This window comes from Ligilactobacillus animalis (assembly GCF_009933595.1).
Taxonomy (GTDB): Bacteria; Bacillota; Bacilli; order Lactobacillales; family Lactobacillaceae; genus Ligilactobacillus; species Ligilactobacillus animalis.
Window position 1 is genome coordinate 1335745 of the sequence record NZ_CP047141.1, and the last position, 14382, is coordinate 1350126.

Sequence of the window (14382 nt, forward strand, 5' to 3'; positions counted from 1 at the left end):
CATTGAGGTGTCATTCATCAGACGTGAAAAAGCCGATAACAACGGTCATTCTTCTTTTCTATGACACCTCTGTCACCTCTTTACTAATAAGTATATAAAGAGAAAAAAGTAAAAAAATAGTATAGGGAAGGATAGATAAACGGCTGACAGGGGTGTCATAAACACCGCTAAATCCTTGATGTGATAATCACTACTGGCAGTCGCCCTAATGTCACCTCCCTAACTTGGAGAAAAGTATGCGTGAAAACAAAATTGAAGCTTCCTTTGTGAAAGCATGTAAAAAACGGGGCGGACTATGCTTGAAGTTTGTCTCACCTTCAATGGCCGGTGTTCCTGACCGGCTTGTCCTTTTACCCGGTGGTCACTTGGCCTTTGTTGAGATGAAAGCACCCGGCAAGCATCCCCGCCCTTTACAAATCAACCGAATCAACCAACTCCAGCAACTAGGTTTTCTAGTCTATTGCTGTGACAACTTAAATCAAATTGGAGGAATCCTGGATGAAATACAATCCTCATGAATATCAGCAATATGCGACCAACTTTATTATTGACCACCCTGTTGCAGCGATTTTACTTGATATGGGTCTGGGTAAGAGCGTAATTACCCTGACCGCCATCAACGACCTCATCTATAACCGTTTTGAAGTTAACCGGGTTTTAGTCGTCGCCCCGTTGCGAGTGGCTAAAAATACTTGGCCCGCTGAAATTAAGAAATGGGACCACTTAAAACAGCTTACCTATTCAGTAGTAACGGGAACTAAGCAACAACGTTTAGCTGCCCTCCAAAAAGACGCCAATCTCCACATCATTAATCGTGAAAACTTAAAGTGGTTAGTTGAAGAGTCTGGCTTTCCCTTTTGCTACGATATGATTGTCATTGATGAGCTATCTAGTTTTAAATCCTATCAGTCCCAACGGTTTAAATGTCTCAAGAAAGTTCGCCCTCGGGTAAAACGAATCGTTGGTTTAACTGGAACCCCATCATCAAATGGCTTGATGGACCTCTGGGCTGAATTCCGGGTCCTTGATATGGGGCAACGTTTAGGGCGCTACATCAGTCACTATCGCACTACCTACTTTGACCCCGACAAACGTAACCAGCATATGATTTTTACCTACAAGCCTAAACTTGGAGCAGAACAACAAATCTACCAACAAATTAGTGACATCACCATCTCTATGAAGTCCAAAGATTACCTAAAGTTGCCACCGCTCACGTTAAACACCGTCAAAGTTCAACTTTCTGATAAAGAAGCTGTCGTCTACAATACCTTGCGCGAACAGTTAGTCGTCGCTACCCAAGGCAAACAAATCGATGCTTTAAATGCAGCCTCCCTTTCTAACAAGCTTTCGCAAATGGCTAACGGAGTTGTTTATGACAGTGATAAAAATCAGGTTGTAATTCATGAACGAAAACTTGATGCGCTGGAAGACTTGATTGAAGCTACCAACGGTAAACCAGTATTGATTGCTTATTGGTTCAAACATGATCTGGAGAAAATCAAGCAACGCTTTGAAGTACGAGAAGTTAAAAGCAACCAAGACATTACCGACTGGAACCAAGGAAAGATTACTATCGGTGTAATTCATCCCGCATCGGCTGGGCATGGCTTAAATTTACAAGCTGGTGGCTCTACTCTAATCTGGTATGGCTTAACTTGGAGTCTGGAACTTTACCAACAAACCAACGCTCGGCTCTGGCGTCAAGGACAAACTAATCCGGTCGTCATCCACCACATCGTCACCCAAGGCACGATTGATGAAGATATTCTTGCTGCCTTGAAGCGAAAAGATAAAACGCAAACAGCTTTAATCAATGCTGTCAAAGCTAACTTAAAAGGAGTGGTTAACCAATGACTAATATCATGTGGAACTATCTCGACAAGCGTGAAGCTACTGTCGCCGCGCTCAAAGACTATAATGACATGCAGTTCATCATCAATGACTATCAAAACCAAGTTCATAAAATTAAAGAAAAGATGCTCCACCTACAATCTCCAAAACTTGGTGGCATCCCTAATGGAACTGGTAATGACAATGCAACTGAAACCCGCTTAATCTCTGGCATCACTAAACTAGATAAGGTCAACGAACGCTACCAAGTTGCTCGCGACTACTTTGATTGGTTTGAACCCGCTTGGCAGCAGCTCACCGACGAGGAACGCTTTGTCCTAGATTCCTGTTACCGCATCCCCAATCAGTCACTCAACCACGGCCTTACAGTCTTGATGAACAAGTACTTCATCGCTAAGACCACCGCCTACAACAAGAAGAACAAAGCTCTGGACCATTTGACCCTCCTACTCTATGGTAGCCACCATTAAGAAGGTAAAAACGTGAACACACTTCTTAATTCCCAGTGCTATACTGATAGTGTAGAGTAGTAAAACAAATTGAATTTCCTAACTAAGCCTGGTGGTTTCTAACCGCTGGGCTTTTGTTATGGACTCAGAAAGGAGGTCTATCATGCCCTACTCACCCAAGAAACCCTGTCGCTATCCCGGATGTTGCAAGTTAACCCACCAAACCTACTGCGAAGAACATGCAAAGTTGGTTGCTAGAAACTACGACAAGTACCAACGCCCAGATCGTACTAAGAAAAGCTATGGTCGCGCCTGGCAACGGGCACGCAACCACTACATTCAACTCCATCCTTTTTGCGAGATGTGCCTGCGGTCAGGGCGCTACACCCAAGCAACTGAAGTTCATCACGTCTTACCTATCTCCCAAGGTGGCACCAACGCCCAAGACAACCTGATGTCACTTTGCAAGCCATGCCATTCTAGGATCACAGCTGAAATGGACGACCGCTGGCACCACCGACTCCAAACCTATCATTACTGACGGGAGGGGCGGTCTAAATCGCTTTTGGCAAGCGCCAAGGGAACGGGGGTGGGCCTTCGCGTACAAAAAATCGAATTCAAACAGGGTATTACCCCCTACCCCGACAGCTAGCATATATGTAATAAGGAGATGATTTTTAACCGTGGCTAAGGACGGAACTAATCGTGGTGGCGCGCGGGTTGGTGCCGGTCGAAAACCTAAAGCCTTAGCCGATAAATTAGCGGAAGGCAAAACTGGTAAGGTCCTCGACTTGCCTACCCCAACTCCTATTGAGGGACGAGAAATGCCACCAGTCAAGGATTATTTAAAAGCAAAACAAAAAAATGGCAGAGACCTGGAGGCCGCAGAGATTTTTGAAGACACCTGGAAGTGGTTGATGGAACGGGGCTGTGAAAATCTCGTTAATACCCAGTTAATCGAACAATATGCCATGAGCGTTAGTCGGTGGATTCAATGCGAGGAATGCATTTCAGAATACGGTTTTCTCGCTCGTCACCCGACAACTGGGAATGCGATTGCTTCACCTTACGTCTCAATGAGCCGGGACTATATGAAGCAATCAAGCCAACTTTGGTTTCAAATCTTTCAGGTTGTTAAAGAAAACAATGCGACAACTTATCAAGGTAACACGCCCCAAGATGATGTGATGGAACGCCTCTTGCGCTCCCGGAAAGGAGTGAACTAATGGAATTTGCAAAAAAGAAACTCACGGATTTAATTCCTGCCACATATAATCCTCGGAAGGACTTAAAACCCGGTGACCCTGAATACGAAAAACTAAAACGTTCGCTTGATGAATTTGGTTACGTTGAGCCGATTATTTGGAATAATCGAACCGGTAATGTTGTCGGCGGCCATCAACGTTTAAAGGTGCTTAAAGCAGACGGTATCAAGGAAGTCGACTGCGTGGTAATTGACTTTGATGAAGAAAAGGAAAAAGCCCTTAATGTTGCCCTTAATAAAATCAGTGGTGATTGGGATAATAAAAAATTAGGGCTCTTAATCACTGACCTGCAAGCTGCCGACTTTGATGTGTCACTAACCGGTTTTGCTGAAAATGAAATTACCGACTTACTCGGAACTGATGAGGAAGCCAAAGACGATGACTTTGACATCGACAGTGAATTAGAAAAGCCGACCTTCTGTAAAACAGGCGATCTTTGGCACCTAGGTAAGCACACCTTACTATGCGGTGATTCAACTAAACCTGAATCTTACCAAAAACTGCTCGGTAATCATAAAGTTAACCTGGTCTTAACTGACCCACCCTATAATGTTAACTATCAGGGCAATGCCGGTAAGATTAAAAACGACCACCAAGATGATAATCACTTTTACCAATTTCTTCTAGATTCATTTCGTTGTATGTATGATTCAATGGCCGATGATGCCAGCATCTATGTTTTCCATGCCGATACAGAAGGCTTAAACTTCCGGAAAGCATTTCAAGATGCTGGTTTTTATTTATCCGGCTGTTGCATTTGGAAAAAGCAATCACTAGTTTTAGGCCGCTCACCTTACCAATGGCAACACGAGCCTATTCTTTATGGCTGGAAAAAGTCAGGTAAACATGAGTGGTACACCGGCCGTAAGGAATCAACGATTTGGGAGTTTGACCGGCCCAAGCAAAATGCTGATCACCCAACCATGAAGCCAGTTCCACTCTTGGCCTATCCAATTACCAATTCAACCATGAGTAATTGTACTGTGCTCGATCCGTTTGGTGGTTCAGGATCCACCTTGATTGCTTGCGAACAAACCGACCGGATTTGCTACATGATTGAACTTGACCCAAAATTCTGCGATGTGATTGTTAAGCGGTATTTGGAACAAGCCGGTACTTCTGATGGTGTAACCGTTGAACGTGGCGGCCAAACTATCCCTTATTCTCAACTCAATCTTTCTGATGAAGAAAGTGCGAAATAACTTGCTATTACAGGGCTTTAGAGTGATGTATGTAGTAACCAAAGAACAGGAGGAAATTTAAAATGTTACTACAATACAATGTTCAAGGTAATGGCCGTAAAGCCCTAGTTAGAGAAATTGAAGCATTCACTGGTTTGACCGCTGAATATGAAGGCACCCCAACTTTTGCCTATCAAATTGGCCCATATCGGGTGACTCGCAACGGCGAACTAATTTGTGGCTACTCGGTTCCCGAGGACTTAATTACTGCCCTTAAAAATGCGGGCTTTGAACAAACCACAGCTGAAAGTGACCTGGTTATTTCTTACCCGGTTAATAAATTTACTGAACTAGCCCTGCTCAACCTTCAACGCTTGGTCAGAGCCAAGGCAACCTTGATTAAACACGCACTTGGAGTTAACGACCTGCCGATTGAAATCACCGATGAAACAATTAGCTTCCCTTGGTTTGGCAAGGTCACCCCGGAAGAAGCTAAAGCCTACGCTCATTTCCTTGATAAACTGGTAAAACTGTCAATGAAGTTGCAAAGAGTGACTTCCCGGCCCCGCGAATACAGCAATGAAAGATACTCCTTCCGCGGGTTCTTATTAAAACTCGGCTTTATCGGCAAGGAATACAAAACGGACCGACGTATTCTTTTGAAGAATCTCTCCGGGAATGCCTCCTTCCTCCATGATCCTAAGAAGAACAATGATAAAGACACAGAAGCCTAAATATTAAGGGAGGTAATCAAATGGACCGCATCAAAAGAGAACTAGCATTACGCGACCAACTCAGAAATGAAATTGATAAAATTCGCAACACCGGCGAAGTTAATATGTTTGATGTTCCAAACGTTAAACGCCTGGCCTACTACTACAACTGCCACTACCTGGTGTGCTTCTTAGAAGAAAGACGTGCCGACTACATTAACTTCATCTTAACCGGCAACTTCGAATAATAACCAAAGGCACTGACCTATTTAGGGACTGGTGCCTTTTTACGTAGAAAGGATGTGATTATCATTTGCGCAAGTTAGAAAACTACCAACCCACCAAATATATGGATAAAGACTCCACTTATAACAAAGATGCTGCCGATTTTGCCGTGTCCTTTATCGAATGTCTCTGTCATACCAAAGGAACTTGGGCGGGCAAGCCCTTTGAACTAATTGATTGGCAAGAAAAAATTATCCGTGACATCTTTGGTACCTTAAAACCTAATGGCTATCGGCAGTTTAACACCGCCTATATTGAAATTCCTAAGAAACAAGGTAAGTCGGAATTGGCCGCAGCCGTTTCTCTTTTACTTTGTTGCGCTGACGGAGAAGAACGGGCCGAAGTTTATGGTTGTGCGGCCGACCGGCAACAAGCCGCGATTGTCTTTGATGTGGCAGCTGACATGGTCCGAATGAACCCAGCCTTGAAGAAACGGGTTAAAATCTTAGCTTCCCAAAAGCGGATTATCTATCAGCCAACCAATAGTTTCTATCAGGTCCTTTCTGCCGATGCCTATTCCAAGCATGGCTTTAACGTTTCAGGCGTGATTTTTGATGAGCTGCATACCCAGCCTAACCGTAAACTCTATGACGTGATGACAAAAGGATCAGGAGACGCCCGCACGCAACCCCTCTACTTTTTAATCACAACCGCCGGAACGGATACCCACTCGATCTGTTATGAAGTCCACCAAAAGGCCCTCGATATTATGAACGGTCGCAAGCATGATCCGACTTTTTATCCTGTTATTTACGGCTCCAAAGAAAGTGATGATTGGACCGACCCTAGTGTTTGGAAGAAAGCCAATCCTTCACTTGGGATTACTGTTTCAATCGATAAGGTCAAGGCGGCTTTCAATTCCGCTAAGGAAAACCCCGCTGAAGAAAATACCTTTCGCCAGCTCCGACTTAATCAGTGGGTTAAGCAATCAGTCCGGTGGATGCCAATGGACAAATGGGATGCCTGTGCTTTTCCTGTTGATGAACAAGCGCTTGAAGGCAGAGTTTGTTACGGCGGTTTAGACCTTTCTTCTTCAACTGATATTACTGCCTTTGTTTTAGTCTTTCCGCCTGAAGATGAGTCAGAAGGCTACACTATTCTCCCTCACTTTTGGATTCCGGAAGATAATGTTAACCTACGTGTCCGGCGCGACCATGTTCCCTACGATATTTGGAAGCAGCAAGGTTATCTTGAAACAACCGAGGGTAACGTCATTCACTACGGCTATATTGAACAATTCATAAATAATCTTGGCAAAAAATACAATATCCAAGAAATCGCCTTTGACCGCTGGGGGGCCGTGCAAATGGTCCAAAACCTAGAAGGGATGGGCTTTACAGTTGTCCCATTCGGCCAGGGATTTAAAGATATGTCGCCAACCACTAAAGAATTGATGAAGTTGACCTTAGAAAAGAAAATTGCCCACGGTGGCCACCCTGTTTTGCGCTGGATGATGGATAACATCTACATCCGCACCGACCCGGCGGGCAACATTAAACCCGATAAAGCTAAATCAACTGAAAAGATTGATGGCGTGGTAGCAACCATTATGGCGCTTGACCGGGCCATTCGCAATGAAGGCGAAACGGAAGACTCAATTTATGATGAAAGAGGGTTATTATTCCTATGAGTATCTTTAACAAACTATTCAACAAAAATAAGGCTTCACCAGCTAACTCCCTATCCAGTACTTGGTCGTTTTTGTTTGGCGGTACCTTGTCCGGGCAAAATGTCACCGAACGAACCGCCATGCAAAATACTGCCGTTTATGCCTGCGTCAGGGTGTTAGCAGAAAGTTTTGCCCAACTGCCCCTTCATGTTTATCGCTATGGGGATGAAGGTAGCAAGCAAAGGTATTTAAAGCATCCCCTCTATTTCTTATTGCATGACTCCCCTAATCCAGAAATGACCAGTTTTGTTTTTCGTGAAACACTAATGAGCCATTTGCTTTTATGGGGCAATGCCTATGCCCAAATCATCCGCAACGGACGCGGTGAGATTACTGGTCTCTACCCGTTGATGCCTAACAAAATGGACGTCAACCGGGCACAAAATGGTGAACTGTATTATACCTACACAAAGGACTTTGATGAATATGGTGCTAAAAACCAAGCCAAACAAATCATTCTCCTAAAAGATGAAGTTTTGCATATCTCGGGACTAGGCTTTGACGGTTTGATTGGCTATAGCCCAATTGCCATGGCTAAAAACGCAATTGGCTTATCAATGGCCGCCGAACAATATGGAGAAACTTTCTTTAAAAACGATGCCACCCCAAGCGGAATCTTGCAGCATCCAAATGTGGTCAAGGATCCGGAACGATTACGTAAAAGTTGGAATGCCCAATTTCAAGGAAGCAACCAGCATAACATTGCTGTCCTTGAAGAAGGCATGACCTTCCAGCAACTGTCGATTCCGCCTGATCAAGCCCAATTCTTGGACACCCGGAAGTTTCAAATTGATGAAATTGCCCGTATTTTTCGAATCCCACCCCACCTAATCGGAGACTTAGACCGGTCTACCTTTTCAAACATTGAACAGCAATCGCTAGAATTTGTTGAATACACCTTAAATCCTTGGTGCGTCCGTTGGGAACAAGCCATGAATCAACAACTACTCTCGCCTAAAGAACAAGGTAAGGTCTTCGTTAAATTCAACGTTGATGGGCTTTTACGGGGCGATTATGAAAGTCGCATGAACGGTTATGCGATTGGACGTCAAAACGGCTGGCTTTCTGCCAACGACATCCGAGAGCTTGAGGATTTGAACAAAATTTCTAGTGAACAAGGTGGCGACATGTACTTAGTTAACGGGAACATGCTGCCCTTAGATAGAGCAGGCGGTTTCTATGACAAGAAAAATGAAAGCGAGGAAACAAACCAATGAAACATTTTTGGAACTGGAGTGGTCCGACTAACCAACGGGTATTAACCATTAACGGTACGATTGCCCAAGAAAGCTGGTTAGACGATGAAATCACTCCCCAACTCTTTCAAGATGAACTCAACGAAAGTGAGGGGCCAATTGAACTATGGATCAATTCGCCTGGCGGTGACTGCATTGCTACTAGTCAAATCTACACCATGTTGATGAACTATAGAGATGATGTGAACGTCAAGATTGATGGCGTTGCGGCTTCGGCAGCTTCGGTAATTGCTATGGCTGGAACAACGGTCTCAATGGCCCCGACTGCGATGTTAATGATTCATAATCCCCTTACGCTAGCCAAGGGTGAAGCTGGTGATATGCAAAAAGCAATCCAACTGCTCAATGAAACTAAGGAAAGCATCATCAATGCCTATGAACTTAAAACCGGTCTGCCACGTGAAAAAATCTCGGCAATGATGGATGATCAAACCTGGATGAACGTCAACAAGGCAATTCAACTAGGATTTGCCGATGAAATGCTCGGTAATCCTGATGAACCACCAACTAATTGTTACACCTACTCAGACCATCAGGCTGATCTAGTTTTACTCAATAAGCTTAAACCCAAAACAAAATCGAATATCTCTGTAAAGTCGCTGCAAAGGCGGCTTTCTTTATTAGAACACTAAATTTCAGGAGGACAAACCTATGAACAAAATTATCGAATTACAAGAAAAACGGGCTAAAGTTTGGAAACAAGCGAAGGATTTTCTGGATGAAAAACAAACTAAGTCAGCCATTTTATCGGCTGAAGATAATGCCCAATACGAACGAATGGAAAAAGAAGTGGTTGCTCTCGGTAAGGAAATCGATCGTCTTACCAAACAAGTAACCATCGACAACGAACTCAACCAACCTACCACTAATGCCATTGTTAATACCCCAACTCTTGGAAAAGTACCAAACACTAAAGACCAATACAACCAATCATTCTGGAACATGATGCGAGGAAATATCTCCGCCAATGTCATGAATGCTTTAAAGGAAGGTTCAGATGCAGACGGGGGTTACTTAGTTCCTGATGAATTTGAAAAGCAACTCGTTCAAAAACTCCACCAAGAAAATGTCCTCCGCTCTATTTCCCACGTCATCCAAACTTCCAGCGGTGACCATAAGATTCCAGTTGTTGCTAGTGAAGGAACCGCTGCTTGGTTAGACGAAGAAGCAGCCTACACCGAAAGTAATGCTACTTTCAGCCAAGTAACCCTTGGTGCGCACAAGCTGGGAACTTTAATCAAAGTTTCTGAAGAATTACTGAACGACTCAGCTTTTGATTTAACTAACTACATTTCTTCTGAGTTTGCCCGTCGTTTGGGCGATGCTGAAGAAGAAGCCTTCTTAACCGGTAATGGTACAGGACGCCCAACTGGGATCCTTAACGATACTAACGGTGCCAAAGATGGCATTACCACCGCTTCGGCAACGGTAATTACCTTTGATGAATTAATCGACCTTTATTACTCACTTAAAGAACCCTACCGTAAAAATGCTGTCTTTTTGATGAACGATGACACAGTTAAGGCTATTCGTAAGTTAAAGGACAAGAACGATCAATACATCTGGCAACCTTCTATCCAAGCCGGAACGCCAGATATGATTCTGAATTGTCCAGTTTACACAAGCCAATATATGCCTAACTTGACCACCGGTAACAAAGCCGTCCTATTTGGTGACTTTTCCTACTACTGGATTGCTGATCGCCAAGGACGGACTTTCAAACGACTCAACGAATTGTACGCCGTAAATGGTCAAGTTGGCTTCTTAGGTTCCCAACGTGTCGATGCCAAGACCATTCTTCCTGAAGCTTTAACAACTTTGAAGATGGGCGCTGGTAAATAGGAGTGAGTAAATGGGAGATGAAGCAAATACCAAAACACCCACCTTAGCAGAAATTAAAACCTACCTCCGGGTTGATGGCACCACTGAGGATGATTTAATTACCCATTTCATTGCAGCCGCAGTTTCCACGATTGAAAATATTCTGCGGCATCCAATTAGCGACTACGATGTGGTCCCCGATGATATTCGCACCGCTATTTTTTATACTGTGGCTTACCTATATGAATACCGGGAAACTGCTGATTTTGATGCCATGATCAAATTTTTACGGGCAATTTTAACACCTTATCGGAAGGAGGCTTTTTGATGGAAAAAGCTGGTGAAGATAACTCAAAGCTTGTAAATATTGGTGAGATGCGCGACCGCATCCGACTCTATAACAAAGTTACCTACGGACGTAATCCCAATACCTACCAACCAATGACTAAGGCTGTTTTATTAGCGGAAGTTTGGGCTTATGTATCAAACCTTCACGGGACAGAGTACTACACCGCCGCAATGGTTAAAGTTGAAAGAGAAGTCTCCATGACCTTCCGCTATATCGAAGGCGTTAAAGAATCAACCGAAATTTGGTTTAATGGCCACTGGTACAACATCAAGTTCATAGATGATGTGAAGTACCGGCACCGCTACCTACAGTGCAAGGTAGCAATGGAAACTTCAACCACTCCACCAGACGATTTAAAAAAGAAGTGACAATATGATCAAAACGAAAATTATTAGTATGTATTGGGCAGTCCTAGGTGGCTTTATCGGCTGGTTTCTCGGAGGTTTGGACGACTTACTGTATGCTCTCCTTACCTTTGTAATTGCTGATTATATAACGGGAATTCTATATGCGATTAGTGAACGTAAGCTTTCCAGTGAAGTGGGCCTACGTGGCGTAAACCGGAAAGTCCTTATTTTCATCTTGGTTGGTCTCGCAAATATCATCGATATGCACTTACTCAAGCACGGCACCCCACTGCGAACCGCCACCATCTGTTTCTACATTTCCAACGAAGGAATTTCCCTTTTAGAAAATGCTGGACGCTTAGGACTCCCCTTTCCCAAACAACTCAAAGATGTCTTAGAACAACTCCAAAACAACAAGGATAAAAAGGATTGATGAAAATGGGAATTTATAAAGGAATTGACGTTTCACTGTGGCAAAAAAATATTAATTTTAATGCCGTTAAAGCAAGTAGGATTGACTTCGTGATTATTAATGCCGGATATGGCCATTCGATTCACCAAAAGGATCCATACTTTGAACAAAACTACGGTCGGGCCAAAGCCGCTGGACTCAATGTTGGGGCATATTGGTACTCATATGCGGACTCCGCTACCGACGCAAAACTAGAAGCCGATACCTGCTTAACCGCCATTGCCGGAAAACAATTTGATTACCCGATTTACTTTGACCTTGAAGAAAAGAGCCAATTTAAGCAAGGAACAGACTTTTGTTCTGAATTGGTTAAAGCATTTTGTTCAGAGATTGAAAGCCATGGCTACTATGCTGGACTCTATATTTCACGATCACCGCTACAAAACTATATTTCTCCTGATGTTGCTAGTCGTTATGCTTTGTGGATTGCCGAATATAATCCCCGTCTCAACTACAGCGGAAACTGCGGGATTTGGCAATACTCTTCTAATGGTTCAATCGCCGGGATTAGCGGTAACGTTGACCTAGACTACTCCTACATCGACTATCCGGCTATCATCAGAAAAAAAGGCCTGAATGGCTATGGCGCCAATACTAAGCCTTTAAAGTCAACAGATGAAATAGTTGCTGAAGTTTTAGCTGGTAAATGGGGTAACGGCACTGACCGCAAGAACCGCCTCTCTGCGGCTGGGTATAACTATTCCTCTATTCAAGCAGCCGTAAATCAAAGGCTGAATCAAAAATCAATTGACACCTTGGCCCGTGAAGTCATTCAAGGTAAATGGGGTAATGACCCCCAACGTAGTCAAAAACTGCGTGCGGCTGGCTATGATCCAACTACCGTTCAAAGACGCGTCAATCAACTGCTATAAATATAAGGTCCATGGGCTCATTCGCCTGTGGGCCTTATTTTTTTTGCCAAAACCGCTGTATTTTTTGCCTCTAACTGTCCTAACAGTGAGGAGGTAAAACTATGACCCTTACTAATCAACAAATTCAAAATGAACTACTTTTTCAAAAGGCACAAGAAATCACGAAAGAACTATTAGAACAAGGACTAATCACACCTGAAATTGCCCAACGAATCGAACAAGAAAACCGGCAAACTTTCCCGCTATTACTGGGTTTATTACAGCTTTAATTCGTTGATGTGTCTAAAACTCAGAGCTAACATGCATGACTGATGAAAGGAGGGAAAAAACAATGGAAACTACAAAAATCATGCAAAATTTCATTCCCAGCCGGGAGCTAAAACGGGTTGCTGCTTATTGCCGGGTTTCGACCGGTTCCGACGAGCAGTTAAAAAGTCTTAAGGCTCAACGTGAACACTATCAACACTACATTAGCAACCATCCCGGCTGGGAACTTGCAGGAATCTACTACGATGAAGGAATTTCTGGAACTAAGAAGAATAAACGGCCAGAGTTGCTTCACTTGTTAAGGGACTGTGCAGCCCACCAAATTGACCTAGTTATTACCAAGTCAATTAGCCGGCTTGCCCGTAATGCTGCCGATTGTTTGGACATTGTCCGTCAGCTAAAGGACCTCAATATCCCCATTATCTTTGAGCGGGAAAATCTGAACACCAGCAATATGGACGATGAATTCATCTTAACCGTCCTTAGTAGCATGGCGGAAAGTGAATCAAAATCAATTGCCGCTAACAACCGCTGGTCAATTCAAACTCGGATGGCCAATGGCTATTTTAAAGTTTCGACTCCGCCCTATGGCTATGACCGAAACTTTGAAATTATTCCTAGCCAAGCTAAAGTGGTTAAACAAATTTTTACTGACTTTTTAAATGGTCAAAGCAGCCTAACAATCGCTAAAAACTTGACCGTTCCGGCGCCATCCGTTGGTAAATGGAGCGATAGTACCATTCGAACTATGCTTCGTAATGAATCTTATACCGGCAACCTGCGCTTGCAAAAGACTTATACCGACGATGCCTTCAACCGACACATCAACTACGATGAAGAGACAATGACCTGGTATCAAGGCCACCATGAGCCAATTATCAGCTTTGATGAATTTGAACGGACCCGGGCTTTGCTGACGCAAAGAGCTAAGCAACGCAACACCAAGACACGTAGCCAAAAGTACCGGCAAAAATATCTTTTCTCCGGCAAACTTAACTGCCATTGCGGCGGTACATTTAAACGCCAAAAGAAGGCTAAGCGGGTAACTTGGACTTGCCAAACTCATATTAAGGAAAAGAAGTCTTGCCCGGTTAAGCCAGTTGATGAACGCCAAATTGAAGTCGCCTTTGTGACCATGATAAATAAACTTATCTTCAGTAGGACGAAACTTTTGCAGCCTTATCTTCAATCATTGCGAAACCAACCAGCAAACCACAAGTATAAGCGGATTAAAGAATTAGAATCAGCTATTTTAAGCAATACTGAAAAACGTGATACCTTGATGACGATGCTATCCCAAGACTTGATCGAGCCCAAAGAAATGATGACCAAGATGACCAAACTAATCGACCAGTCCAATCAATACCGGCAAGAGCTGAGTAAACTCCGCTCCACAATTGGTAAAAACGATAGTCTGATTATTGCCACTCGTGAACTTTTAAATTACGTAGATAGCCACCCGATTCAAACCGAGTTTAATCCTCGATTATTTGAAGAAGCCGTGGAAAAAATCACAATTGAAGATAATTCACATCTAGTTTTCCACTTGTTCTGTGGATTAAATCTACCAGAAAGGATTTGA

At 43.5% G+C, this 14382-nt stretch carries 18 protein-coding genes; all 18 read left to right on the forward strand.

Annotated features, from left to right (window positions below; translation table 11 throughout):
• Nucleotides 1-236: 236 nt before the first annotated feature.
• The 18 genes from GSR62_RS06585 to GSR62_RS06670 all read left to right on the forward strand — a co-directional run bounded on the left by GSR62_RS06585 (nucleotide 237) and on the right by GSR62_RS06670 (nucleotide 14382).
• Nucleotides 237-518 carry a VRR-NUC domain-containing protein gene (locus GSR62_RS06585; RefSeq protein ID WP_066024061.1) on the forward strand — a complete coding sequence of 94 codons (282 nt, stop codon included), beginning with the start codon at nucleotides 237-239 and terminating at the stop codon, nucleotides 516-518.
• Nucleotides 499-1857 carry an SNF2-related protein gene (locus GSR62_RS06590; RefSeq protein WP_066024062.1) on the forward strand — a complete coding sequence of 453 codons (1359 nt, stop codon included), beginning with the start codon at nucleotides 499-501 and terminating at the stop codon, nucleotides 1855-1857. The genes GSR62_RS06585 and GSR62_RS06590 overlap by 20 nt, the downstream gene beginning before the upstream one ends.
• Nucleotides 1854-2324, forward strand: coding sequence for a restriction endonuclease (locus GSR62_RS06595; protein WP_066024063.1), 471 nt, complete (start codon nucleotides 1854-1856; stop codon nucleotides 2322-2324). The genes GSR62_RS06590 and GSR62_RS06595 overlap by 4 nt, the downstream gene beginning before the upstream one ends.
• A gap of 340 nt (nucleotides 2325-2664) precedes the next feature.
• Complete coding sequence (locus tag GSR62_RS09690; protein ID WP_404819064.1) at nucleotides 2665-2844, forward strand: HNH endonuclease; 180 nt, start codon at nucleotides 2665-2667, stop codon at nucleotides 2842-2844.
• Between the two features lie 142 nt (nucleotides 2845-2986).
• On the forward strand, nucleotides 2987-3529 hold the full coding sequence (locus GSR62_RS06605) for a P27 family phage terminase small subunit (protein ID WP_066024064.1): 543 nt from the start codon (nucleotides 2987-2989) through the stop codon (nucleotides 3527-3529).
• Nucleotides 3529-4770, forward strand: coding sequence for a site-specific DNA-methyltransferase (locus GSR62_RS06610; protein ID WP_066024065.1), 1242 nt, complete (start codon nucleotides 3529-3531; stop codon nucleotides 4768-4770). Before GSR62_RS06605 ends, GSR62_RS06610 begins: the two co-directional genes overlap by 1 nt.
• Nucleotides 4771-4832: 62 nt before the next feature.
• Nucleotides 4833-5483, forward strand: coding sequence for a hypothetical protein (locus GSR62_RS06615; RefSeq protein ID WP_066024066.1), 651 nt, complete (start codon nucleotides 4833-4835; stop codon nucleotides 5481-5483).
• 20 nt (nucleotides 5484-5503) lie between these two features.
• Nucleotides 5504-5710: a DUF5049 domain-containing protein gene (locus tag GSR62_RS06620; protein ID WP_066024067.1), complete on the forward strand. Its 207-nt coding sequence runs from the start codon at nucleotides 5504-5506 to the stop codon at nucleotides 5708-5710.
• A 101-nt stretch (nucleotides 5711-5811) separates the two neighbouring features.
• Entirely contained in the window at nucleotides 5812-7377 is a 1566-nt protein-coding gene (locus GSR62_RS06625; RefSeq protein ID WP_083213904.1) for a terminase large subunit, read from the forward strand.
• Entirely contained in the window at nucleotides 7374-8633 is a 1260-nt protein-coding gene (locus GSR62_RS06630) for a phage portal protein (RefSeq protein WP_083213902.1), read from the forward strand. Before GSR62_RS06625 ends, GSR62_RS06630 begins: the two co-directional genes overlap by 4 nt.
• Nucleotides 8630-9304 carry a head maturation protease, ClpP-related gene (locus GSR62_RS06635; RefSeq protein WP_066024069.1) on the forward strand — a complete coding sequence of 225 codons (675 nt, stop codon included), beginning with the start codon at nucleotides 8630-8632 and terminating at the stop codon, nucleotides 9302-9304. The genes GSR62_RS06630 and GSR62_RS06635 overlap by 4 nt, the downstream gene beginning before the upstream one ends.
• A 19-nt stretch (nucleotides 9305-9323) precedes the next feature.
• Nucleotides 9324-10514 (forward strand): phage major capsid protein, encoded by a 1191-nt coding sequence (locus GSR62_RS06640; RefSeq protein ID WP_066024070.1) that lies wholly within the window; start codon nucleotides 9324-9326, stop codon nucleotides 10512-10514.
• Nucleotides 10515-10524: 10 nt separating this feature from the next.
• Entirely contained in the window at nucleotides 10525-10821 is a 297-nt protein-coding gene (locus GSR62_RS06645; protein ID WP_066024071.1) for a head-tail connector protein, read from the forward strand.
• Nucleotides 10821-11210, forward strand: coding sequence for a phage head closure protein (locus GSR62_RS06650; RefSeq protein WP_066024072.1), 390 nt, complete (start codon nucleotides 10821-10823; stop codon nucleotides 11208-11210). Before GSR62_RS06645 ends, GSR62_RS06650 begins: the two co-directional genes overlap by 1 nt.
• A gap of 4 nt (nucleotides 11211-11214) precedes the next feature.
• On the forward strand, nucleotides 11215-11622 hold the full coding sequence (locus tag GSR62_RS06655; protein WP_066024073.1) for a phage holin family protein: 408 nt from the start codon (nucleotides 11215-11217) through the stop codon (nucleotides 11620-11622).
• Complete coding sequence (locus GSR62_RS06660; RefSeq protein ID WP_225362238.1) at nucleotides 11622-12533, forward strand: GH25 family lysozyme; 912 nt, start codon at nucleotides 11622-11624, stop codon at nucleotides 12531-12533. Before GSR62_RS06655 ends, GSR62_RS06660 begins: the two co-directional genes overlap by 1 nt.
• Before the next feature lie 101 nt (nucleotides 12534-12634).
• A complete protein-coding gene (locus tag GSR62_RS06665) occupies nucleotides 12635-12802 on the forward strand; it encodes an SHOCT domain-containing protein (protein ID WP_161517660.1) in 168 nt (55 codons plus the stop codon).
• Between the two features lie 62 nt (nucleotides 12803-12864).
• On the forward strand, nucleotides 12865-14382 hold the full coding sequence (locus GSR62_RS06670; protein ID WP_066024074.1) for a recombinase family protein: 1518 nt from the start codon (nucleotides 12865-12867) through the stop codon (nucleotides 14380-14382).